23 protein-coding genes are annotated in these 23387 nt (G+C 66.0%); 15 read left to right on the top strand and 8 right to left on the bottom strand.

Going from position 1 to position 23387, the window contains the following annotated elements; translation table 11 throughout:
* The first annotated feature begins 5 nt into the window (after positions 1 to 5).
* Positions 6 to 590 carry a GntR family transcriptional regulator gene (locus NX068_RS01120; RefSeq protein WP_263459446.1) on the top strand — a complete coding sequence of 195 codons (585 nt, stop codon included), beginning with the start codon at positions 6 to 8 and terminating at the stop codon, positions 588 to 590.
* Between the two features lie 73 nt (positions 591 to 663).
* Here the strand turns inward: NX068_RS01120 and NX068_RS01115 are convergent, their stop codons facing one another.
* The 5 genes from NX068_RS01115 to NX068_RS01095 form a co-directional block, all read right to left on the bottom strand.
* Positions 664 to 1023 carry a dehydroquinate synthase/iron-containing alcohol dehydrogenase family protein gene (locus tag NX068_RS01115; protein WP_263459445.1) on the bottom strand — a complete coding sequence of 120 codons (360 nt, stop codon included), beginning with the start codon at positions 1021 to 1023 and terminating at the stop codon, positions 664 to 666.
* Positions 992 to 1630: an anaerobic ribonucleoside-triphosphate reductase activating protein gene (locus NX068_RS01110; protein WP_263459444.1), complete on the bottom strand. Its 639-nt coding sequence runs from the start codon at positions 1628 to 1630 to the stop codon at positions 992 to 994. The genes NX068_RS01115 and NX068_RS01110 overlap by 32 nt, the downstream gene beginning before the upstream one ends.
* A gap of 13 nt (positions 1631 to 1643) precedes the next feature.
* Entirely contained in the window at positions 1644 to 1841 is a 198-nt protein-coding gene (gene nrdD / locus NX068_RS01105) for an anaerobic ribonucleoside-triphosphate reductase (protein ID WP_263459443.1), read from the bottom strand.
* Between the two features lie 29 nt (positions 1842 to 1870).
* Positions 1871 to 3901, bottom strand: a complete 2031-nt coding sequence (locus NX068_RS01100) for a ribonucleoside triphosphate reductase (protein ID WP_263459442.1) — start codon at positions 3899 to 3901, stop codon at positions 1871 to 1873.
* A 160-nt stretch (positions 3902 to 4061) separates the two neighbouring features.
* Complete coding sequence (locus tag NX068_RS01095) at positions 4062 to 5531, bottom strand: short-chain fatty acyl-CoA regulator family protein (protein WP_263459441.1); 1470 nt, start codon at positions 5529 to 5531, stop codon at positions 4062 to 4064.
* Between the two features lie 177 nt (positions 5532 to 5708).
* Between NX068_RS01095 and NX068_RS01090 the strand changes: the two genes are divergently transcribed.
* The 9 genes from NX068_RS01090 to NX068_RS01050 all read left to right on the top strand — a co-directional run bounded on the left by NX068_RS01090 (position 5709) and on the right by NX068_RS01050 (position 15794).
* Complete coding sequence (locus tag NX068_RS01090; RefSeq protein WP_263459440.1) at positions 5709 to 7223, top strand: CoA-acylating methylmalonate-semialdehyde dehydrogenase; 1515 nt, start codon at positions 5709 to 5711, stop codon at positions 7221 to 7223.
* A gap of 20 nt (positions 7224 to 7243) precedes the next feature.
* Complete coding sequence (locus NX068_RS01085; RefSeq protein WP_263459439.1) at positions 7244 to 8404, top strand: acyl-CoA dehydrogenase family protein; 1161 nt, start codon at positions 7244 to 7246, stop codon at positions 8402 to 8404.
* Positions 8401 to 9189 carry an enoyl-CoA hydratase gene (locus NX068_RS01080; RefSeq protein WP_263459438.1) on the top strand — a complete coding sequence of 263 codons (789 nt, stop codon included), beginning with the start codon at positions 8401 to 8403 and terminating at the stop codon, positions 9187 to 9189. Before NX068_RS01085 ends, NX068_RS01080 begins: the two co-directional genes overlap by 4 nt.
* 9 nt (positions 9190 to 9198) lie before the next feature.
* Positions 9199 to 10344, top strand: a complete 1146-nt coding sequence (locus NX068_RS01075; RefSeq protein ID WP_263459437.1) for an enoyl-CoA hydratase/isomerase family protein — start codon at positions 9199 to 9201, stop codon at positions 10342 to 10344.
* Positions 10345 to 10393: 49 nt separating this feature from the next.
* Positions 10394 to 11302 carry a 3-hydroxyisobutyrate dehydrogenase gene (gene mmsB, locus NX068_RS01070; RefSeq protein WP_263459436.1) on the top strand — a complete coding sequence of 303 codons (909 nt, stop codon included), beginning with the start codon at positions 10394 to 10396 and terminating at the stop codon, positions 11300 to 11302.
* A gap of 169 nt (positions 11303 to 11471) precedes the next feature.
* A complete protein-coding gene (locus tag NX068_RS01065) occupies positions 11472 to 11969 on the top strand; it encodes a sigma-70 family RNA polymerase sigma factor (protein ID WP_263459435.1) in 498 nt (165 codons plus the stop codon).
* Positions 11970 to 12043: 74 nt separating this feature from the next.
* Positions 12044 to 13024: a FecR domain-containing protein gene (locus NX068_RS01060; RefSeq protein ID WP_263459434.1), complete on the top strand. Its 981-nt coding sequence runs from the start codon at positions 12044 to 12046 to the stop codon at positions 13022 to 13024.
* 104 nt (positions 13025 to 13128) lie between these two features.
* Complete coding sequence (locus tag NX068_RS01055; protein ID WP_263459433.1) at positions 13129 to 15555, top strand: TonB-dependent siderophore receptor; 2427 nt, start codon at positions 13129 to 13131, stop codon at positions 15553 to 15555.
* A gap of 5 nt (positions 15556 to 15560) precedes the next feature.
* A complete protein-coding gene (locus tag NX068_RS01050; RefSeq protein ID WP_263459432.1) occupies positions 15561 to 15794 on the top strand; it encodes a type II toxin-antitoxin system RelE/ParE family toxin in 234 nt (77 codons plus the stop codon).
* A gap of 122 nt (positions 15795 to 15916) precedes the next feature.
* Here NX068_RS01050 and NX068_RS01045 read toward each other — a convergent pair whose 3' ends face one another.
* Positions 15917 to 16819, bottom strand: a complete 903-nt coding sequence (locus NX068_RS01045; RefSeq protein ID WP_263459431.1) for a LysR family transcriptional regulator — start codon at positions 16817 to 16819, stop codon at positions 15917 to 15919.
* A 102-nt stretch (positions 16820 to 16921) separates the two neighbouring features.
* Here NX068_RS01045 and metE point away from each other — a divergent pair, with 102 nt between their 5' ends.
* Positions 16922 to 19222: a 5-methyltetrahydropteroyltriglutamate--homocysteine S-methyltransferase gene (gene metE / locus NX068_RS01040; RefSeq protein WP_263459430.1), complete on the top strand. Its 2301-nt coding sequence runs from the start codon at positions 16922 to 16924 to the stop codon at positions 19220 to 19222.
* A gap of 137 nt (positions 19223 to 19359) precedes the next feature.
* Here metE and NX068_RS01035 read toward each other — a convergent pair whose 3' ends face one another.
* On the bottom strand, positions 19360 to 20229 hold the full coding sequence (locus NX068_RS01035) for a LysR family transcriptional regulator (RefSeq protein ID WP_263459429.1): 870 nt from the start codon (positions 20227 to 20229) through the stop codon (positions 19360 to 19362).
* 166 nt (positions 20230 to 20395) lie between these two features.
* Here NX068_RS01035 and NX068_RS01030 point away from each other — a divergent pair, with 166 nt between their 5' ends.
* Both NX068_RS01030 and NX068_RS01025 read left to right on the top strand, forming a co-directional pair.
* Positions 20396 to 21106 (top strand): AzlC family ABC transporter permease, encoded by a 711-nt coding sequence (locus NX068_RS01030; RefSeq protein ID WP_263459428.1) that lies wholly within the window; start codon positions 20396 to 20398, stop codon positions 21104 to 21106.
* Complete coding sequence (locus NX068_RS01025; RefSeq protein ID WP_263459427.1) at positions 21103 to 21414, top strand: AzlD family protein; 312 nt, start codon at positions 21103 to 21105, stop codon at positions 21412 to 21414. Before NX068_RS01030 ends, NX068_RS01025 begins: the two co-directional genes overlap by 4 nt.
* A gap of 234 nt (positions 21415 to 21648) precedes the next feature.
* Here NX068_RS01025 and NX068_RS01020 read toward each other — a convergent pair whose 3' ends face one another.
* Positions 21649 to 21819 (bottom strand): hypothetical protein, encoded by a 171-nt coding sequence (locus NX068_RS01020; protein ID WP_263459426.1) that lies wholly within the window; start codon positions 21817 to 21819, stop codon positions 21649 to 21651.
* Between the two features lie 53 nt (positions 21820 to 21872).
* Here NX068_RS01020 and NX068_RS01015 point away from each other — a divergent pair, with 53 nt between their 5' ends.
* Complete coding sequence (locus NX068_RS01015) at positions 21873 to 22127, top strand: hypothetical protein (protein WP_263459425.1); 255 nt, start codon at positions 21873 to 21875, stop codon at positions 22125 to 22127.
* 192 nt (positions 22128 to 22319) lie between these two features.
* Positions 22320 to 23363: a zinc-dependent alcohol dehydrogenase family protein gene (locus NX068_RS01010; RefSeq protein ID WP_263459424.1), complete on the top strand. Its 1044-nt coding sequence runs from the start codon at positions 22320 to 22322 to the stop codon at positions 23361 to 23363.
* Positions 23364 to 23387: the final 24 nt, after the last annotated feature.

The following is a 23387-nucleotide window of genomic DNA, read 5'->3' as shown; positions in this document are numbered from 1 at the left end:
CACCCATGCACGACGATCTGCTGCGCCCCCGGGCGCTCTACGAAGCCATCGGCGACTCGCTGCGCGAACGCATCTTCGCCCACGAACTGCCGCCCGGTGCCGCGCTGGATGAAATCGCCCTGGCGCGCGGCTATGGCGTCAGCCGCACGCCGGTACGCGAAGCATTGAAAGTGCTGGCCCACGAGGGCCTGGTGGCGATGGAGCCGCGTCGGGGCTGCTGCGTGGCCGAGTTTTCCCACAGCGACGTGCATGCGCTGTTCGGCGTAATCGAGCTGCTGGAAGCCTGGGCCGTGCGCGAAGCCGCCCGCCGCGGCCCGGCCGACGGCCCGATGGACTATACGCTCCTGTTCGAAAGCGCCGGCAACCGCTATGCCGCCGACGCCGCCACCCGCCTGCGCGAAAAGCTCAGGCTGGCGCTTGGACCTGCTTTCGGCGATCGCGACGCCGAATGCTTCACCCGCATCGCACCATCCCTGCATGCCGCCCTCTCGCGGCATGACGAAGCACAGGCCGGACATGCATGGCGCACCTATGCCGACATGCGCCGGCAAGGAGCGCACACCGTAGCGGCCGTGCCGCTGGCGGCCTAAACATCCGGCTGCGGCTCAGAGCAAAACCGGCCGGACACGGCGAGCCGCGCCCGGCCGCGCCCCTCTCCCCTTGTCAGGCACCGCGCAAGGCCTTGCGCCGCCGCCCTTCGACATCCGCCACCTTCAGCGCCGCCAGCACCCGCTGCGGCGTAATCTCGGCCGGCTCGTTGTGGATCGTCTCGCCCGGTGCACTCGCCGCAGTCGCAGCGATCAACCGCTGCTCGTCGCTGACGCCGCCCAGGCCGATGTCCGCCAGCGTCGTCGGCAGGCCGACAGCCCCACTGAAGTCGAACACGGTATCGATCAGTTCGAGCTTCTGGTCGGCCAGGAACATCATCGCCTGGACGCCGATCGCAACCTTCTCGCCGTGCCATGCGTGGTGGTTTTCCGGTACCCAGAACTCATCCAGACTCACATTCGAACGCCGATGCATCGGTCACTGCTTGCCGGCCTTCGACGCGGCAGGGCTGCACCTTCCAGCGTCGTACTCCGCGCTGCACGAGTCCGGCGCCGAGGCGGTCCAGTTCGTCCCTGCCGAACAGGCCGGCATGCCAGGTCGTTCGGCATTCATGGTCGACGCCGCTGGCCAGCAGCAGCTCCAGCGAACGCTGCACCACGCCTGCACTGCCGGGCGTGGCGGTGATCGCGTCGTAGTGTTCGGCCGGGCCCTTGATGTCCAGCCCCACCCAGTCGAGCAGCGGCAGCACCGCGGCGAGGCGTTCAGGGTACATGCCGGCGGTGTGCAGCGCGGTCTCGAAACCGAGCGCGCGCACGTCACGCAGGGCCTGGGGCAGTGCGGCCTGCAGGGTCGGCTCGCCGCCGGAGAACACCACGCCATCGAGCAGGCCGCGGCGGCGTTCGAGGAAATCCAGCACCGCCTGCCAGGGGCGCTCCGCTTCCGCATCCGCCGGGATCAACTGCGGATTGTGGCAGTAGCTGCAACGCCACGGACAACCCTGGCAGAACACCACGGCGGCCAGCCGGCCGGGAAAGTCGATGGTGGTCAGCGGCACGAAGCCGCCGACGCGCAAACTGGACATGGGGATGCCCGCTTCAGCCGGCGAGGCTGCAGCGGTTTTCGGCGAAGAAGCGGCGTTCGGCGTGCTCGCCTTTCTTGCCGGTATTGAAGCTGGCGACCGGGCGGTGGTAGCCCATGACGCGGGTCCAGACTTCGCAAGGTTGGCGCTCGTCGTCGCTGAGGGTGATGGTGTCGGCGAGATGGCGGGTTTCGGTGGCGGTGTGCATGTTCATGGTGTCCTCCTCGTGGAAAAAATGGGATGTCAGGCCGCGAGCCGCGCCCGCTTGGCGGCCAGGCGCTCTTCGTCGCATTTCGGGCAGAAGACGTGTTCGCCGGCCAGGTAGCCGTGCGCCGGGCAGATCGAGAAAGTCGGCGTCACGGTGATGTAGGGCAGGCGGAAGTTCTCCAGCGCGCGCCGTACCAGCCGTTTGCAGGCTTCGCCGCTGGACAGGCGCTCGCCCATGTAGAGGTGCAGCACGGTGCCGCCGGTGTATTTGCGCTGCAGCGCCTCCTGCCGGGCCAGGGCCTCGAAGGGGTCGTCGGTGAAGCCGGCAGGCAGTTGCGAGGAGTTGGTGTAGTACGGCTGCTCGGTGGTGCCGGCCTGCAGGATGTCCGGCCAGCGTTTCTTGTCCTCGCGGGCGAAGCGGTAGGTCGTACCTTCCGCCGGGGTGGCTTCCAGGTTGTACATATGCCCGGTTTCTTCCTGGAAGGCGGTCATGCGGGCACGCACATGGTCGAGCAGGCGCACGGCGAAGGCGTGGCCCCATTCGGTGGTGACGTCCTCGGTGTCCGCGCTGAAGTTGCGGATCATCTCGTTGATGCCGTTCACGCCCAGCGTGGAGAAGTGGTTGCGCAGCGTGCCGAGGTAGCGCTTGGTGTAGGGGAACAGGCCCTGGTCGATCAGGCGCTGGATCAGCTTGCGCTTGACCTCCAGGCTGTCGCGGCCGATTTCCAGCAGGCGGTCCAGGCGGGCGAACAGGCCGGCCTCGTCGCCGCGATGCAGGTAGCCCAGGCGCGCGCAATTCACCGTGACCACGCCCAGGCTGCCGGTCTGCTCGGCGCTGCCGAACAGGCCGTTGCCGCGCTTGAGCAGTTCGCGCAGGTCGAGCTGCAGCCGGCAGCACATCGAGCGCACCATGTTGGGCTGCAGTTCCGAGTTCACGAAGTTCTGGAAGTACGGCAATCCGTACTTGGCCGTCATGTCGAACAGCAGCGCGGCGTTGTCCGACTCCCACGGGAAGTCCGGGGTGATGTTGTAGGTCGGGATAGGGAAGGTGAACACCCTGCCCTTGGCGTCGCCGGCCGACATGACCTCGATGTAGGCGCGGTTGATCATGTCCATCTCGGCCTGCAGCTCGCCGTAGGCGAAAGGCATTTCCTCGCCGGCGATGATCGGAATCTGCTCCTTCAGGTCGTCCGGGCAGGTCCAGTCGAAGGTGAGGTTGGTGAAGGGCGTCTGCGTGCCCCAGCGCGAGGGCACGTTGAGGTTGTAGATCAGTTCCTGGATGTGCTGGCGCACTTCCTCGTAGTCCATGCCGTCCTTGCGCACGAAGGGCGCCATGTAGGTATCGAAGGACGAGAAGGCCTGCGCCCCCGCCCATTCGTTCTGCATGGTGCCGAGGAAGTTCACGATCTGCCCCACCGCGCTCGACATGTGCCTGGGCGGCCCCGCCTCGACCTTGCCCGGCACGCCGTTCAGGCCTTCGTGCAGCAGTGTGCGCAGCGACCAGCCGGCGCAGTAGCCGGACAGCATGTCGAGGTCGTGGATGTGGATGTCGCCCTCGCGGTGCGCGGCGCCGGCCTCGGGCGAATAGACGTGCGACAGCCAGTAGTTGGCGGTGACCTTGCCGGAAACGTTGAGGATCAGCCCGCCGAGCGAGTAGCCCTGGTTGGCGTTGGCATTGACTCGCCAGTCGGCGCGGGTGAGATATTCATTGACCGAGCTTTCGACATCGACCTGCACCTTGCGCTCACCACGCAGCGCCGCGTGCCGTTCGCGGTAGACGATGTAGGCGCGCGCGGTGGCGGCGAGGCCGTCGGCGATCAGCGTTTCCTCGACCACGTCCTGGATTTGCTCGATGCCGACCGCCTGCTTGCCGAAGCGGTGGGCGAGCACGCGCAGCACCCGTTCGGTGAGACGGGCCGCTTCGTCGTCGCCGTATTCGCCACTGGCCCGGCCCGCACGGCACAGCGCGGAACGGATCTTGCCGGCATCGAAAGCGGTGCGACGGCCGTCGCGCTTGATCACCCTGCGTGCGCCGATCGCGCTGGCGGGTTCGGGCGGGTTCTGCATTTCCGTCTCCTTGATGCACTAAATGTAGTTGAATTTTTTATTAAAACAACTATATGTTGATTTGACATGCATCAATAAGAGGGCTCATTCAGATCTTTTGCCAATGTTTAACCCTATGCAGAAACGATCGTCAGGCTGACCGGATACGGCACCGGCACACTCATCCGCGCGCGCTTGCCATCCTGTCGCCACCGTGTTTTCTGCTCTCGTCCTCGAAGCGGTAGGAGCTCAGGAACTCGGCGTCGACGCTGGTTTCGAGCAGCTTGCCGGCCGGCGGGAAAGCGCGCTGCACGCAGTCGGCACGCGGACAGACGCGGCAGCCCGGGCCGATCGGCACTGCCTCGTGTGCTGCGGCAAGCTCGACGCCGTCGGCGTAAACCAGTTCGCGGGCATGGCTCAGTTCGCAGCCCAGGCCGATGGCGAAGGACTTGCGCGGCACCCGCCAGCCGCCGCCGCCGCGCCCGATGCTGCGGGCGATGCCGAAGAAGCGCGTGCCGTCGGGCATCTCTGCCACCTGGGTGAGGATGCGCCCCGGCTGAGTGAAGGCATCGTGCACATGCCACAGCGGGCAGGCACCGCCGTGACGGGCGAAGTGGAAAGCGGTCGCGCTCTGGCGCTTGGAGATGTTGCCGGCCTGGTCCACCCGCACCAGGTAGAAGGGCACGCCGCGGGCACCGCTTCGCTGAAGCGTAGACAGGCGATGGCAGACCGTTTCGAAGCCGACGTGGAAACGCCGCTGCAGTGCCTCGATGTCGTAGCGCGTGCCGCGCGCCGCAGCAAGAAAATCAACGTAAGGCAGCAGCAGCGCGCCGGCAAAATAATGCGCCAGCCCCTGACGTGCCAGGGCGCTGGTCTGCACATCGGAAAAACCGGCGGCGGCAATCTCCGCCTCGATGACGTCACGGTGTGCGATCAGCGCCAGCTGGGTGGCGATCTGGAAAGCCTGCTGGGCGTCCGACAGGTGCGCCGCCACCGCGAGGCGGCGGCGGCGTGCATCGAAACGCCGCAGCATGCCGTCTGCAGCGGTGTTGCCGAGCCCTTCGACCTCGATGCCATGCTCGTCATGCAGCATCCTGCGCAGGGCCGCGGCACGCTCGCCCGGCACCAGCTCTCCCCTGCTCGCCTGCTCTTCGGCCAGGGTGTCCAGCGACTCGATGTGATTGTCGCGCCGGTTGAAGAAATCACGCACCTCTTCGTGCGGCAAAGGTGCGAGCAGCGTCGGCAACTGGTCGCCGTGCAAGCGGTCGGCCAACTGCGCATATTCGTCCTGTAGCCGCTGGTGGCGCCGGGCCAGGCCGACGAAGGCACTGGCCAGCTCGGGCACCTGCTCGACCATGCGCACCAGTTGCGCCTGGCTCACGCCCTCGCTGGCCAGCAGGCGATCGCGGAATACATCCTTCAACTCGCCAAGCAGGCGCCGGTCCTGCTCTTCCGAAAAGTCGCTCACTTCGCAGCCGAAAGCCTCGACCAGCTTCAGCAGCACGGTGGCACTGACCGGGCGCTGGTTGTTCTCCAGCTGGCAGACATAGCTCAGCGAAATACCCAGCCGGGCAGCCATCGCTGCCTGGTTCAAGCCGGCCTGCTCACGCAGGCGGCGCAGGCGGGCGCCGATGAACAGCTTGTGGTTCAAGACCTAGCCTCCTCGTTCACATGATTCGCAATTCCACGCTTTCCATTGCGAATTTATTTACATTATTTCTCTTTCACATCAATAGCTTATTGATGATTTCAAGGCATGTAAATACGATGCATTCGAACGCGGCAGGCATGTTCGCGCAGCCGCTACGAGAACAGGAAGGAGACACCCATGAATACGAGCCGAAGCAGCACCATCCCCACCGTCAAACTGCTGATCGACGGCGAATTCGTCGAATCGCGCACCACCGAATGGCGTGACGTGGTCAACCCCGCCACCCAGCAGGTGCTGGCCCGCGTGCCGCTGGCGACCGCGGAAGAGCTGGACGCCGCCGTGGCCGCGGCGAAGAAGGCCTTCGCGAGCTGGAAGAAAACCCCCATCGGCGCCCGCGCACGCATCTTCCTGAAGTACCAGCAACTGATCCGCGAAAACATGAAGGAAGTGGCGGCGATCCTGACCGCCGAACAGGGCAAGACCCTGCCCGACGCCGAGGGCGACGTCTTCCGCGGCCTGGAAGTGGTCGAGCACGCCGCCAACATCGGCACGCTGCAACTGGGTGGACTGGCCAACAACGTCGCCAGCGGCGTCGATACCTACACCCTGCTGCAGCCGATCGGCGTCTGCGCCGGCATCACCCCGTTCAACTTCCCGGCGATGATCCCGCTGTGGATGTTCCCGATGGCGATCGCCTGCGGCAACACCTTCGTGCTCAAGCCCTCGGAGCAGGATCCGCTGTCCACGATGCGCCTGGTCGAGCTGGCGATCGAGGCCGGCATCCCGCCGGGCGTGCTCAACGTCGTGCATGGCGCGGTCGATGTGGTCAACGGCATCTGCGACCACCCGGACATCAAGGCGGTGTCCTTCGTCGGTTCGACCCGTGTCGGCACCCACGTCTACAACCGCGCCAGCCTCGCCGGCAAGCGCGCGCAGTGCATGATGGGGGCCAAGAACCACGTCGTCGTGCTGCCCGACGCGCACAAGGAGCAGACCCTCAACGCGCTGGCCGGCGCCGGCTTCGGCGCCGCCGGCCAGCGCTGCATGGCCTCGTCGGTGGTGGTGTTCGTCGGTGAAGCCGCGAACTGGCTGCCGGAGCTGGCCGAGCGCGCCCGCGCGCTGAAGGTCAATGCCGGCCACGAAGCCGGCACCGACGTCGGCCCGGTGATCTCGCGCGCGGCCAAGGCCCGTATCCTGGAGCTGATCGAAGCCGGCGTGAAGGAAGGCGCCACGCTGGAACTGGACGGCCGCAACCCGGACGTGCCCGGCTACGCCGACGGCAACTTCGTCGCGCCCACGCTGTTCTCCGGCGTCAAGCCCGGCATGCGCATCTACGACGAGGAGATCTTCGGCCCGGTACTGTGCACGATGGCAGTCGATACCCTGGACGAAGCCATCTCTCTGATCAACGCCAACCCGAACGGCAACGGCACCGGCGTGTTCACCCAGTCGGGCGCCGCCGCACGCAAGTTCCAGGAAGACATCGACGTCGGCCAGGTGGGCATCAACGTGCCCATCCCGGTGCCGGTGCCGCTGTTCTCCTTCACCGGCTCGCGCGCCTCCAAGCTGGGCGACCTCGGCCCCTACGGCCAGCAGGTGATCCTGTTCTACACCCAGACCAAGACCGTCACCGCGCGCTGGTTCGACGACGGCGTCGTCGCCCCGGTCAACACCACCATCAGCCTCAAATAAGCCGGCCGGGAGCATCGCCCATGGACTTCGAACTCTCCGAAGACCAGCGTGCCTTCCGCGACACTGCGCGCGAATTCGCCCAGCGTGAATTCGCGCCGCACGCCGCGCAATGGGACGCTGAAAGCATCTTTCCGGTCGAGGCACTTCGCCGCGCAGGCGAGCTGGGTTTCTGCGGCCTGTACGCGCTGGAGAAATACGGCGGCCTCGGCCTGCCCCGGCTGGACGCCAGCATCGTGTTCGAGGAGCTGGCCGCGGCCTGCCCTTCGACCACCGCCTACCTGACCATCCACAACATGGCGGCCTGGATGGTGACGCGCTTCGCCAAGCCTGAAGTGGCCGCCGAATGGGGACCGCGCCTGGCCAGCGGCGAGCTGTTGGGTTCGTACTGCCTGACCGAACCCGGCGCCGGCTCCGACGCCGGCGCGCTCAGCACCCGCGCGCGGAAGGAAGGCGAGCACTACGTGCTCGACGGCGCCAAGGCCTTCATCTCCGGCGCCGGCGCCACCGACGCACTGGTGGTGATGGCACGCACCGGCGAAGCCGGACCGAAAGGCATCTCTGCCTTCCTCGTCGCTGCCGACAGCCCCGGCATCGAATACGGCAAGAAGGAACACAAGATGGGCTGGAACAGCCAGCCCACGCGCAGCATCGCCTTCGACGGCGTGCGCGTGCCGGCAAGCCACTTGCTGGGCGAGGAAGGCGAAGGCTTCGCCATCGCCATGAAGGGCCTGGACGGCGGCCGCATCAACATCGCCACCTGCTCGGTCGGCGCCGCGCAGGGCGCGCTCGACGCCGCACTCGCCTACCTGCATGAACGCCGCCAGTTCGGCCGCCCGCTGGCCGATTTCCAGGCGCTGCAGTTCAAGATCGCCGACATGGCCACCGAACTGGTCGCTGCGCGCCAGATGGTGCGGCTGGCCGCCAGCAAGCTCGACGCCGGCGCCGCCGACGCGACGATGTGCTGCGCGATGGCCAAGCGCCTGGCGACCGACTTGGGTTTCTCGGTGTGCAACGAGGCGCTGCAGATCCATGGCGGCTACGGCTATATCCGCGAATACCCGCTGGAACGCTACCTGCGCGACTCACGGGTGCACCAGATCCTGGAAGGAACGAACGAGATCATGCGCGTCATCATCGCCCGCCGCATGCTCGCGGAACACACAACGGAGACCACACGATGAGCACCCACACCTATCCCGGCCTGGTACTGGAAAAACAGGGCCACACCGCCATCCTGACGCTGGACAACCCGCCGGCCAACACCTGGACGCAGGAGAGCCTCGCGGCCCTGGTCGAGGTCGTCGGCCTACTGAACGCCGATCGCGAGATATACAGTCTGGTGGTCACCGGCCAGGGCGAGAAGTTCTTCTCCGCCGGCGCGGATCTCAAGCTCTTCGCCAGCGGCGACAAGGCGGTGGCAGCTGGCATGGCGCACTATTTCGGCCTCGCCTTCGAAACGCTGTCGGCCTTCCGCGGCGTGTCGATCGCCGCGATCAACGGCTATGCCATGGGCGGCGGGCTGGAATGCGCGCTGGCCTGCGACCTGCGCATCGCCGAGGAACAGGCGGTGCTGGCGCTGCCCGAAGCCGCCGTCGGCCTGCTGCCCTGCGCCGGCGGCACCCAGTGGCTGTCCTGGCTGGCCGGCGAAGGCTGGGCCAAGCGCCTGATCCTGTGCGGCGAGCGCCTGGACGCCGCGACTGCGCTGCGCATCCGCCTGGTGGAAGAAGTCACCGGCCGCGGCGAGGCGCTGGAGCGCGCGCTGGAACTAGCCCACGCCGTCGAAAAGCAGAGCCCCACCAGCGTGGCTGCCTGCAAGCGCCTGATCCAGGCCGCCCGCAACACGCCGCCGAGCCAGGCCTTGCCCGAGGAGCGCGCGGAATTCGTCGAGCTGTTCGACTCCGCCGACCAGCGCGAAGGCGTCACCGCCTTCCTCGAAAAGCGCGCGCCGCAGTGGCGCAACGCCTGAGGGGCAGCGATGGACGACAGCAACATGAACGACTGCGTGCTCCTGCGTGAATTCGATACCGCCTGCGGCCGGCGCTTCGGCCATGCCACACTGAACGCGCCCAGGAGCCTCAACGCCCTGTCGCTGGAGATGATCGACCGCCTCGCGCCGCAGCTCGACGCCTGGGCGGCCGACCCTGCCATCGTCGGCGTGCTGCTCGACGGCTCACTGGAGAAGGCCTTCTGCGCCGGCGGCGACGTCGCCGCGCTCTACCACGCCATCAAGGCCATGCCCGCCGGCCAGGCGCCGCAAGCGGCGAAGGACTTCTTCGAGCGCGAATACCGGCTCGACCACCGCATCCACACCTACCCCAAGCCGGTGCTGTGCTGGGGCCAGGGCATCGTCATGGGCGGCGGCATCGGCCTGATGGCCGGCGCCTCGCACCGTGTCTCCACCCCCACCACCCGCATGGCGATGCCGGAGATCACCATCGGTCTGTACCCGGACGTCGGCGGCAGTTGGTTCCTGCGCCACATGCCGGGCCGCAGCGGGCTGTTCCTGGCGCTGACCGGCGTACCGATCAACGCCGCCGACGCCCGCTTCGCCGGGCTGGCCGACTTCATCATCGACGACGCCCAGCGTGCGCAACTGCCGGCGCTGCTCGCCGACACCCGCTGGGAAGCACCGGATGCGGCCGGCAACTCCGCCAACCACGCCCGCCTGGGCGCCCTGCTCGACCGCCTGGCCGAATCCACAGCAGTGCCGGACTCGCCGTTGCGTGCCCATTACGACCGCATCGAGGCATTGATCGGCCACGACGGCCTGGAAGACATCGCCAGCCGGATTGCCGCGCTGGTCGACGATGCCGACCCCTGGCTCGCCAACGCAAGCAAGACTTTCGTGCGCGGCGCGCCGAGTTCGGCACGGCTGTCGTGGGAGCTGTGGCAAAGGACTCGCCACATGTCGCTGGCCGAGGTGTTCCGCACCGAATACCACGTCTCGGTCGCCGCCACCGCCCACCACGACTTCGCCGAAGGCGTGCGTGCGCTGCTGATCGACAAGGACCGCAGCCCGCGCTGGCGCTACGCCTCGCTGGCCGAGGTCGATGAGACCGCGATCGCAGACCACTTCGCCCCGCGCTACAGCGGCCCGCATCCGCTGGCCGACCTGGGCTGAAGCGCGAGGCCCCCGCCAGACCACAATTCAAGCAGGAGGAGACACCAGCATGACAGACAAACACATCGCCTTCATCGGCCTCGGCAACATGGGCGGACCGATGGCCATCAACCTCGCCAAGGCTGGCCTGCAAGTGAAGGCCTTCGACCTCGACGCCACCGCCTGCGCGCGGGTCGCCGAGCACGGCGCCTCCGTCGCCGACTCCGCACGCGCCGCGGCCGAAGGCGCGGGCGTGGTGATCAGCATGCTGCCCGCCAGCCGCCACGTCGAAGGCTTGTTCCTCGGTAACGGCAGCGAACCCGGTCTGCTGACCGCCCTGCCCGCCGGCACGCTGCTGATCGACTGCAGCACCATCGCCCCGGCCAGCGCGCAGAAGCTGGCCGCGGCCGGCCAGGCCGCCGGTATTGCGGTGCTGGACGCGCCGGTCTCCGGCGGCACCGCCGGCGCTGCCGCCGGCACGCTGACCTTCATGGTCGGCGGCGCGGCGGACGACCTCGCCCGCGCCGAACCCATCCTGCGCCACATGGGCCAGAACGTCTTCCATGCCGGCGCTGCCGGTGCCGGGCAGTCGGCCAAGCTGTGCAACAACATGCTGCTCGGCATCCTGATGGTCGGCACCAGCGAGGCCCTGTCGCTGGGCCAGTCGCTCGGCCTGGACCCGGCGGTGCTGGCCGGCATCATGAAGGTCAGCTCCGGCGGCAACTGGGTGCTGGAAAAGTACAACCCGGTGCCCGGCGTGATGGAAGCCGCGCCCGCCTCGCGCGGCTACAGCGGCGGCTTCGGCACCGACCTGATGCTGAAGGACCTCGGCCTCGCGTTGGAAGCAGCCATTGCCCAGCGCACGCCGGTGCCGCTGGGTAGCCTGGCCGAGTCGCTGTACGCCACGCACAGCCGTGCCGGCAACGGCGGACTGGACTTTTCGAGCATCATCAAGCTGCTGCAGGGCAGCGCCAACTGAGCGGCCTGCCGGCACGGTGCCCGCTCGGGTGCCGTGTCTCGCAGCGACGGAATAGACAACATTGACCTCTCTGACGCACGCGACAGAAAATGGGAACGATTATCGATAACAGGTTCAGTCCACGCAGTTCAGCCTGTTAGCGCTTCCTTATCGTTTCCCGGAGCCTGCCGTGCCTGCCGCCCCCGACGTCGCCGCGCTATACACCGATCACCACAAGTGGCTGCACGGCTGGCTGCGAAGAAAGCTCGGCTGCTCCCACCGCGCCGCCGACCTGGCGCACGACACCTTCCTACGCCTGCTCGCGCGCGACGAGCCCATCGCCATCCAGGAACCACGCGCCTTCCTGACCACCGTCGCGCAGCGCGTGCTGTCGAACCACTGGCGGCGCGAATATCTGGAGAAGGCCTACCTCGAAGCACTCGCCCTGCAGCCTGAAGCACTGGCCCCCTCGCCCGAAGAGCGGCAGGTGATCCTCTCCACGCTGATCGAGATCGACGCCCTGCTATCAACGCTGCCCGGCGAAGTGCGCCGCGCCTTCCTGCTGTCGCAGCTCGACGGCCTCAACCAGGCCCAGATCGCTGCGGAACTCGGTGTCTCGGTGACCACTGTCAAACGTCACCTGACACGGGCCGGCGCCCTGTGCTACTTCGCCCTCGATGCCGGCTGACATGAAACACCTGCCACGCCCACGGCCTTCGAGAAATGCCGGCCTTGCACGTCCTGCCCGGCAGAAGGCCTGACATGCCCGTCGCCACGCCACAGCCGTCCGCCGACTTCGATCCGGAGACCGCCCGCCGCGCGGTGGAGTGGCTGTTCGAACTCCAGGAAGACGGCGACGCCGAAGCGCCTCGCCAGGCCTTCGAAGCCTGGCTGGCCGAACACCCCGAACACCGCCGGGCCTGGGAACACATCCAGCACGTCAACGCCCGCTTGCATCAAGTGGCCGACAACGCACCGCCCGTGCGCAAGGCGTTGCTCGCCCCCCGCCGCCGCCAACGCCGCGACCTGCTCATTGCCCTGCTTGCCGCCGGCTCCATCGGCGGCCTGTGGCTGAACAGCGGGCACGGCCGCCGCAGCACCGGCCTGCTGGCCGACCTGCGTACCGGCGTCGGCGAGCGCCGCACGCTGGAACTGGCCGACGGCAGCGAACTGGCGATCAACAGCGACAGCGCACTGGACGTCCGCTTCGACGGCCAGGTACGCCAACTGACCCTGCACCGCGGCGAAATCCTCATCCGTACCGCGCCGGACGAAGCCCGGCGCCCCTTCCTCGTCCTCACCCGCTACGGCACGCTGCACCCGCTCGGCACCCGCTTTGCGGTGCGGGTGCTGTCGGACGCCGGTCACCTCGCAGTCTTCGAAGGCGCCGTCGCCGTCCTGCACCGCGGGGACACCGCGCCGCGCGCCACCGTGCAGGCCGGCCAGCAACTGCGCTTCGCCCCCGGCCTGGCCGAAGCGCCGCGGACCGCCGACGCAAACACCGTCGCCTGGCGCGACGGCATCCTGGTCGCCAGCAACATGCGGCTCGCCGACTTCCTCGCCGAAGTCGGCCGGCACCGCCACGGCCGCCTCGCCTGCGCGCCGGAAATCGCCGACTGGCGCGTCTCCGGCACCTACCGGCTGGACGACACCGACCGCATCCTCGACGTCCTGCGCGCCAGCCTGCCGGTGCGCATCCACTTCCTCACGCGCTACTGGGTCACGGTGCACCCCGCCGCCTGAGCCGCGCACGATCACGCTCCGCGCCACTCGGGGTGGTCTACTTTTGCTTCTCGCGGGACAAGTCAGGTGAAGCCACATTTTTCACCACCCCCCGAGGAAACCCGATGCCCCACCGCACACTGCCCCGCCTGAGCCTGCTGGCCCTGGCCGTCGCCCAACTCATGCTCGTCCCGGCACTCGCTGCCGAACCGGCCGGCGCCGCCAACGCCGCCATCCAGCGCACCTACGACATCCCCGCCGGTCCGCTGGAAGCGGCGCTGAACCGCTTCGGCCACGAGACCGGCATCACGCTGAGCTTTTCCACCGGCCTCTCCACCGGCCTACGCAGTCCCGGTCTGCAGGGCAGCCACGACCTTGCCGGCGGCCTTGCCCGGTTGCTGCAAGGTACCGGACTGGCGGCACAAGCACGCGGGGATGGAAGCTATATCCTGTACAGACTGCCGGCGGCGAGCGGAGAGACCGTGCTGACGCCGATGACAGTGACAGCCGGAGCCGACCGCAGCGGCACTACCGAAGGCACGGGCAGCTACACCACGCACAGCACGAACACCGCCACTGGGCTGGCCCTGTCGCCGCGCGAGACGCCGCAGTCGGTCAGCGTCATCACCAGCCAGCGCATCGAGGATCAGGCGTTGACGGATTTCAACGAAGTGCTGCGCAATATGCCTGGCGTGGCAGTCAAGGCTCAGGATCGTGGCCGTGGCGAATACTTTGCACGCGGCTTCGGCGTTTCCAATTTTCAGGTCGATGGCATCCCGGTGATTGCATCGGGTATTCAATCGGACGTCGTCAGTACGGCGATTTATGATCGCTTCGAGGTGGTGCGTGGCGCCAATGGATTGATGTCAGGCGCCGGCAATCCGAGCGCGTCGATCAATATGGTACGCAAGCACGCTAACAGCAAGATCTTCACCGGTCACATTGCGCTGGAAGGGGGGTCATGGGACCGTTACGGCGGCATGGTGGATTTGAGCACACCATTGAACCAGGAGGGATCGTTACGGGGCCGCGCGGTGATCAACTACCGTAACCAGAACGGTTTCATGGATTTTGAAGAAAGACAAACCGCCGTGTATTACTTCGCGCTGGACGCCGACCTGGGCAGTGCTACCCGGCTCAGCCTGGGTATCAGCGATCAACGCGACGATCGTAATGGCACTTATTGGGGCGGCTTGCCCATGTGGTACGCAGACGGCACGCGCACTCACTGGAGCCGCTCCACAACCACGGCTGCAAAATGGCACCAGTGGGACATCCATACGCAAAACGTTTTCGCCTCGCTGGAGCATGCCTTCGACAATGGCTGGTTGGTCAAGGTCGATGGACAGTACACCGACAGCGATGAAATCAGCAATCTGCTGTGGTTCAGCAGTGCCCGGCCTGATCGGGAAACCGGCCTGGGCATGAGTGCCTCTCCGCTTTTATATGACAAGACGGCGCGGCAAAGCCGCTTCAATGTGCAGGCCAGCGGCCCGTTCGACCTGCTGGGGCGTACGCACGAGATGACGGTAGGCACTGTCTATACGCGCACCAAATACGCCTTGCACATGCCTGACCAGATTGGCTCTCCCGCGCCGGTGGGTAATTTCAACCAGTGGGACGGCAACTATCCCGAGCCGGTCTACGGCCCTCGGTATTTCAGCAACTCCGAGCTTCAGACCCAGACGGCTGGTTATGCTGCCGTGCGGCTGAATCCGGCTGATCCGCTCAAGATTATCGCCGGGGTACGCGTGACCCGCTATGAGCGTGACAATGTCACTGCACGGGGCGCGTCGACTTCCGAACTGAACGAATCCGCCGTGTTCACGCCGTATGCCGGTGTGCTCTATGACCTCAACGACTGGCTGACCGCCTATGCCAGCTACACCAGCATCTTCCAGCCACAGAGTTCCCTCGACCGCAGTGGCAAAACGCTCGATCCGCTGGAAGGGAATAGTTACGAAGCCGGCCTCAAAGGCGAGTTCTTCGGGGGCGCGCTCAATGCATCCGCCGCAGTGTTTCGTATCGAGCAGGACAACTTTGCCGTGCCAGACGGCGATGCACAGGTGCCCGGCACGGGCGGACAAGCATATCGCGGTGAAAGGGGCATCGTATCCGAAGGCTACGAGCTGGAACTAGTGGGCCAGATCAATCCGCAGTGGGACATAGGCCTGAGCTGGGCTCAGTTTCTCGCTCGCAATCCAGACGGCCAGCGTGTTTCGACGCGTTTCCCGACACGGATGCTCAAGTTGTTCACCAAATACGAACTGACCGGCGCGCTTTCAGGCTGGAGTATCGGTGGGGGTGTGGACTGGCAGGGCGATATGCCGCACATCCGCATCAACCCGGTGACCGGCAATGCGGAAGATGTCGGCCAGTCAGCCTATGCGCTGATCAACCTGATGGCACGCTACCAGATCAGCAAGCCACTGGCGGTGCAGTTCAATGTCTACAACCTGTTCGACAAGAAATACTACGAAAACAGTTGGAGCAACTCCGTTACCTATGGCGAGCCGCGCCGGGTCTCGGTCAACATGAAGTACACGTTCTGAAGCAGATGTTTCACAACAATGTCACAGCCGACGTCGACCGTGCAGTCGCTGGCGTGGCGGCGGCCCCGGATAGCGGAGAGCACAAAAAAGGCGATCTGGCCGAGTTGCGGGTCGTGAAGTTCCGTAGCCAGGACCAGCTCTACCTTCTCGGCTACACCATTACGGAACAGGTGCGCCTGGTTTATCTGGAAGCCGTCGGGCCACACGAGAACTTCTATCGTGATCTGGGGCAGAACTGAATCATTCCCCTCGGGAACCTCTGACCAAGTCCGTCATGCCCGCGAAGGCGGGCATCCAGTACGAACGTTGTATCGGGAAAAGCGCTGAGTGCCCGCTGCGCAAGCATGACGACAGGCACAGATCACCTTCCCGTGTCGCGATGTCTGCGCGCCATCTCGATGAAGGCACGCAGGTAATCGATGCCGCCATCCGCCTCGCGGTAGCCCAGGAATATCTGCTTATCCACGCCCTGCGGCCCCAACTTTACGGGGACCACGCCGAAGCGCTTGGCGTTCTCCTCCACCAGCCAGCGCGGCAGCGCAGCCACGCCGCGGCCGCTGGCGACCATCTGCAACATGATGTCGGTGGTTTCGATCGGTTTGTGGCGCTTCGGCGAAATGCCCGCCGGCGTGAGGAAGCGGGTGTAGACGTCCAGCCGGTCCAGGCTCACCGGATAGGTGATCAGGGTTTCATCCGAGAGCTGCTCGGGGTTCACATGGCCGGCACCGGCCAGCCTATGCGCGCGGCTGACCACCAGCACCTGTTCGTAGTCGAACACCGGCTCGAAGACCAGCCCGGTCTTGTGCAGCGGGTCCGGCGTCACCAGCAGGTCGATCTCATAGCCGAACAGCGCACCGATGCCGCCGAACTGGAATTTCTGTTTCACGTCCACATCCACCGCCGGCCACGCCGCCAGATAGGGCGAGACGATCTTCAGCAGCCACTGGTAGCAGGGGTGGCATTCCATGCCGATGCGTAGTGCGCCGCGTTCGCCCTGGGCGAACTGGCGCAGGCGCTCCTCCGCCAGTTCGAGCTGCGGCAGCAGGCGCTGGGCCACCGCCAGCAGGTATTCGCCGGCCTGGGTGGGCCGCAGGCTGCGCCCTTCGCGATGCCAGATCGCGGTGCCGAGCTGGTCTTCCAGCTTGCGCACGGTGTGGCTCAGCGCCGACTGGGTGACGTGGAGCTTTTCGGCGGCGGCGGTCAGCGAGCCGTATCGATCGACGGCACGGACGATTTCCAGGTGGGCGCGTTCCAGGATGGCCATTTTTACATGAACGATATTGATCGATTGATGAAACAATACCATTTTTATTCATGAACGCACTGCCATAGGATTGCGCCACGACCAACCCGTATCCGCATTCCCATGGCACTCACACACAATCTCGGCTTTCCACGCATCGGCGCAAAACGCGAACTGAAGTTCGCCCTCGAATCCTACTGGAAGGGTGAATCGCCCCTCGACGAACTGAAGGCGACCGGCGCCGGCCTGCGCCAGCGCCACTGGAACGACCAGGCCGGCCTCGACCTGGTGCCGGTGGGCGACTTCTCGTTCTACGACCAGATCCTCGACACCAGCTTCATGCTCGGCAACCTGCCCGAGCGCGTGCAGGGCTTCCACGGCGACGTGCTGGACAACTACTTCCGCGTGGCCCGCGGTCGATCCGCGGAAAAGGCCGACGGCCACGCCGATTGCTGCGGCGGCGTCGCCGCCGGCGAAATGACCAAGTGGTTTGATACCAACTACCACTACATCGTCCCCGAATTCACCGCCGGCACCGAATTCCGCCTGGACGCCTCGCTCCTGCTGGAGCAGCTCGCCGAAGCCAGGGCGCAAGGCGTGCGCGCCAAGCCGGTGATCGTCGGCCCCGTCACCTATCTCGCCATCGGCAAGGTCAGGGACCAGGAAAAGGAAAGCTGCGACCGCCTCGCCCTGCTGCCGCGCCTGCTGCCGGTGTATGCCGAACTGCTCGAGACGCTGGCCGACCAGGGCGTCGAATGGGTGCAGATCGACGAACCCATCCTGGTCACCGAACTGGATGCCGACTGGCAGCATGCCTTCACCACCGCCTACCACGAGTTGAAGAGCTGCCGCGTCAAGCTGCTGCTGGCGACCTACTTCGGTCAGTTGGCGGAGAATCAGTACCTCGCCGCCAACCTGCCGGTGGCCGGGCTGCACATCGATGCGATCAACGGCCGCGACGAGGTGCTGTCGCTGATCGGCCTGCTGCCCTCGCACAAGGTGCTGTCGCTCGGCGTCATCAACGGCCGCAACATCTGGAAAACCGACCTGACGGCAGTGCTCGACTGGCTGGAGCCGATCGCCGAGCGTCTGGGCGACCGCCTGTGGCTCGCGCCCTCGTGCTCGCTGTTGCACGTGCCGGTGGATCTCGCCGGCGAGCAGAAGCTGGACCCCGAACTCAAATCCTGGCTCGCCTTCGCGCTGCAGAAACTCGACGAACTGAAGCTGCTTGCCACCGCGCTGCGCGACGGCCGCGCGGCAGTCGCCGGCGAACTGGCGGCCAACAAGGCCGACCTGGACGCCCGCCGCAGCTCGCCCCGGGTACACAACCCCAAGGTACGCGACGCAGTGGCCCGTATCGTGCCCCATCTGGGCATGCGCGAGAGCAGCTATGCGCGGCGCGCGCCCAAGCAGGCCGCGCTACTGAAGCTGCCCAAGTTCCCCACCACCACCATCGGCTCCTTCCCGCAAACCGCGGAAATCCGCCAGGCACGCGCCGACTACAAGGCTGGCCGCATCGGCGCCACGGCCTACCGCCAGGCCATACAGGCCGAGATCGAGCGCAGCGTGCGCGAACAGGAAAAGCTGGGCCTGGACGTGCTAGTGCACGGCGAAGCCGAGCGCAACGACATGGTGGAATACTTCGGCGAACAGCTCGACGGCTACGCCTTCAGCCAGTTCGGCTGGGTGCAGTCCTACGGCTCGCGCTGCGTCAAGCCGCCCATCCTGTTCGGCGACATCAGCCGCCCGCGGCCGATGACGGTGGAGTGGACCAAGTACGCGCAGTCGCTCACACACAAGCCGATGAAGGGCATGCTGACGGGCCCGGTGACCATCCTGAACTGGTCCTTCGTGCGCGACGACCAGCCGCGCGCCGAGTCGTGCAAGCAGCTTGCGCTGGCGATCCGCGAGGAAGTGCTGGACTTGGAGAAAGCCGGCTTGCGCGTGATCCAGATCGACGAAGCCGCGCTGCGCGAAGGCCTGCCGCTGCGCCGTTCGCAGTGGAAGGACTACCTCGGCTGGGCGGTCGAATGCTTCCGCATCACCGCCAACGGCGTGCGCGACGAAACCCAGATCCACACCCACATGTGCTACTCGGAGTTCAACGACATCATCGAGTCCATCGCCGGCATGGACGCCGACGTGATCACGATCGAGACCTCGCGCTCGGACATGGAGCTGCTCGATGCCTTCGACGACTTCAAGTACCCGAACGAGATCGGGCCCGGCGTGTATGACATCCATTCGCCGAACATCCCGAGCACCACGCACATCGTCGATCTGATGAAGAAGGCCGCCGAGCGCATCCCGGCCGAACGCCTGTGGGTCAATCCCGACTGCGGGCTGAAGACCCGCCAGTGGGGAGAGGTCATTCCGGCGCTGGCCAACATGGTGGAAGCGGCAAAGGCGTTGCGCGCCGCCTGAACAGCCACTTCCTCAGGGGCCAGGCCCTGCCGTACTTCATTCAGTTGAGCCCCCTGTCGCCATGGCGGCGGGGGTTCCCGAACCTTGTTCTTCCAACGTCGGCGACACGGGCCACCTGCCCTCGAACCGACAGGATCTCAGGCTGATTCGGAAATTCTGAGCGTCCTGATCAGCAGTTCATGAAGGCTATCCACGGCCTTCGAGCCGCGTGACGCCCTGCTCCGGTACACCGACACTTCCATCGGTTCCAGCGGCCCCAGCCCATGCGCGCTGCCGAGGATTTCCAGGTGGGGCGGTGCACTGCAGCGGGTCAGCACGGCGACGGCCAGCCCACTCTCGACGGCGGCGATCTGCCCCGCCAGGCTCGAGCTGTTGTAGACCACCCTGTAGCGGCGCCCCTGCAGGCCCAGTGAATTGATCGCGCTGCGTTTCGCCAGACTGGTGTGTTCATAGACCGCGATGGGCAGCGGATCACGCCGCCAGGCGTCGAACTGGGGTGAACCCACCCAGACCATCGGCTCGTGGAACAGCAAGGTGCCACGCCGGGCGTGGTCCCGCGAAATCAGCGCCAGATCCAGCTCACCCTTTTCGACCCGGGGGATCAGGGATGTAGATTGCTCGCAGTCCAGTTCGATCTCCACGTTGCCGTGTCTCGGCGCGAAGCGTTTGAGCACGGGCGTCAGGTAGGTGGCGGCGTAGTCATCCGGCACCCCCAGCCGGACACGGCCTGCCAGCTCCTCGCCATGAAAGGCCGTCTGCGCCTCGGCGTGCAGATCGAGAATGCGCCGCGCGTAGCCCAGCAGAACCTGCCCGTCGGGCGTCAGTTGATGCTGCCGCGGGCCGCGCACCAGCAGTTGCCGCCCCACCGCGGCTTCCAGCTTCTTGAGCTGCATGCTCACTGCCGACTGCGAGCGATGCAGCTCCGGCGCGGCACTGGACAACGAGCCCGCATCCACGACCGCGACGAAGCACTTGAGCCAATCGACCTGCAGATCCGGGTAGTTCATGGCGTACTGAATTATTCGATTTACGGATGGTAGATAGCAAAATTATGCGCTTTTCGTCACCCACTGTCTGACTCATCCTTCCCGCTTGCATGCACTTCCGGCCAGCTGTTGGCCATCGCACGCAATCCATGTTTTCGCTGGAGGCAAAGGTGAAGGAGGTCCGGTTTTGACGAGCAATGCTGCAAGAGCATACGAACTCGATCGCCATGAGCTGTGGTCCGGCTTCAAGCAGTTGCTGCCGATCTCCCTTTTCGTCGTCGTTTTTGGCCTGGCGTTCGGCCTTGCAGCGACGCAGTCGGGACTCGATGGCACCTCGATCGTCATCATGAGCACGCTGGTCTTTGCCGGCGCGTCGCAGTTCGCCGCGCTGGATCTGTGGGGCACGCAAGTGCCCTTGATCCCGCTGGCCATCACGGTCTTCGCCGTCAACGCCCGCCACCTGCTGATGGGCGCCACGCTGTATCCCTGGCTTCGCCATCTGCCGCCGGCAAGACGCTACGGCATGATGCTCGTCGTCACCGACGCCAGTTGGGCGATGTCCATGCAGGCATTCGGACGTGGCGAATCGGGCATGGGGCTGTTGTTCGGCGGCGGCATCGCCCTCTGGCTGGCCTGGATACTGGGTTCCTGGCTGGGCCTCCATTTCGGCAGCGCCATCCACGATCCGATGAGTCTGGGCCTGGACATGGTGATGGGCTGTTTCATGCTGGCGATGGCGATCGGCGGACAGAAGAGCCTGCGCATGCTCGCGATATGGACCGTGGCAGCCGGCTCGTCGCTGCTGGCCTACCGGTATCTGCCGGAGAACAGCCATGTCGTCGTCGGCGCATTGGCAGGCGGTCTGCTCGGAGCAATCTGGATGGAGAAAAAGCCGTGAACATCGAGACATCGGCCATCGGCACGCTGGTCGTCATCCTGGTCATGGCCGTGGTGACGCTGGCCACCCGCTGGGGCGGGATCTTCGTCATGTCCTTCGTTCCCATCGGCCGCAGGGTTCAGAATTTCATCAGCGCCATGTCCGGCTCTGTGCTGGTGGCGCTCGTGGCGCCGCTGGCGGTGAATGGCGACAGCGGCGCGCGGCTGGCGCTGCTGGCCACCGCCGCGACGATGCTGCTGTTGAAGAAGCCTCTGCCCGCAATTGCTGCCGGCATCGTCGCGGCGGCCCTGTTCCGGCAGTTTTTCTAAGCGCGTACGGACAAGGCTTCGTCCGTCAGACGCCGCTGCGCCCTACGCCTCGACCAACGCGAGTGCATCGGCCGGCATTAGGCGAATCGTTCGATTCGATCCATATCGACAAGACAAGCTGGACCATCAGGCTGTTCCCCACGCCGGTCGCCTCGGCGCCCTGAAGCCTGTCGTCGAAATGGAATATCTGCTTCACATTGCGCTGCACGTCGCGTGCCCTCGACCGATAAGAAGTCAGGATGGTTCGAATGTGCCATTCAGCACGCCTTCCAACAAAAAAGCGTAGCCGCACTCAGGGCAGACTAGGTAATTGTTAGCAGCGGTGCAGGCACGATCGTAGCGATCCAGCACCACCGGCGTGTGGCAACTCGGACAGTTCAGATGTGGTGTAGGGTTTTTCATCATGGCGTTTCCTTTTATACTGTATTTTCGTACAGCAACCAGAAAGGAGCAAGCTCATGAGGCGTCGTGACGTTGACCTCGAGCTACTGGTCATCGACGACTCCATGGCCCAGCGCTGGCTCGAGGCCTTGCAGCGCGAGTTGCCCTGGCTCGCCTCCTGCGCCGGCGTGAAGCCCTCCCCATCCTTGCTCAAGGCGGTCGGAACGAAGGCCTACATCAGTTCCGGCAACCTGCTCGAACTCTCCTCTGAAGGCAGCTTCGGCAGCCGGACGTCGATCGTCATCGATGGCGAGAACTGGTCGTGGCGCTGAGCCGGCCGGCTTCCAAGCCGTTTGCGGAGACATCGACCCAGCCTTCAAACGGTCGCGCCTGATCTGCCCGAGCCGCCGTCGGCGACGGAATGCTTGCCCGGCAAGCGTGTGGAGCCGAAAATCTCCTCGTCTGCATCGGGCAAAACCCGGAGACGGGCCATGCTCGAAGCGCCTCACCAAGGAGACACGGCGATGTCCTCCATCAAGCATGACTCCCAGTCGGGGCTCCCTCTCCCGGATCTGCCGGATCGCATGCGCGCGATGGTGCTCGAACGTCCTTTCGAGCCATTGAAGGCTGTCGAACTGCCGCGCCCCGTGCCGCAGGCCGGCCAGGTTCTGCTCCGGGTCGAAGCCTGCGGCGTCTGCCGCACCGACCTGCATCTGATCGACGGCGAATTGCCCGACCCCGTGCTGCCGATGATTCCCGGCCACGAGATCGTCGGCCGCGTCGCCGCGATCGGCTGCGGCGTGCACGGCATCCGCCTCGGCCAGCGCATGGGCGTGCCCTGGCTGGGCTGGACCTGCGGCCACTGCGCCTACTGCGACAGCCAGCGCGAGAACCTGTGCGACGAGGCCCGCTTCACCGGCTACCAGATCCACGGCGGCTATGCGCAATTCACCCTGGCCGACGCGCGCTACTGCTTTCCGCTCGACGACATGATCGACGCCGCCGAGGCCGCGCCGCTGCTGTGCGCCGGCCTGATCGGCTACCGGGCGCTGGCGATGGCCGGCGACGCGCGCCGACTGGGCATCTACGGCTTCGGCGCCGCCGCCCACATCATCTGCCAGGTCGCCGTCTGGCAAGGGCGCGAAATCTACGCCTTCACCCGCCGCGACGACACAGCCAGCCGCGACTTTGCGCGCTCGCTCGGCGCCTGCTGGGCCGGCGCATCGGACGAGCTGCCGCCGCAGCCGCTGGACGCCGCGCTGATCTTTGCCCCGGCGGGCGAACTGGTGCCGGCCGCGCTGCGGGCGCTGAGCAAGGGCGGCAGCGTGGTCTGCGCGGGCATCCACATGAGCGACATCCCCTCCTTTCCCTACGACATCCTGTGGGGCGAACGCCGCATCATGTCGGTCGCCAACCTGACCCGGCGCGACGGCGACGAATTCCTCGCCCTGGCTGCCCGCGTGCCGGTGCGCACCGAAGTGAGACGCTTCGCGCTGGCCGATGCCAACGACGCCCTCGACCGGCTGCGCCGGGGTGCGCTGCAGGGCGCCGCGGTGCTGATTCCCTGATGACCCACTAGCCAGGCTTGCCGT

The organism is Thauera carbonicopians, from assembly GCF_025699485.1.
In the GTDB taxonomy this organism is placed as follows: Bacteria; Pseudomonadota; Gammaproteobacteria; order Burkholderiales; family Rhodocyclaceae; genus Thauera.
The sequence above is the reverse complement of the archived record's forward strand: the minus strand, read 5'-3'. Positions and strand labels throughout refer to the sequence as shown.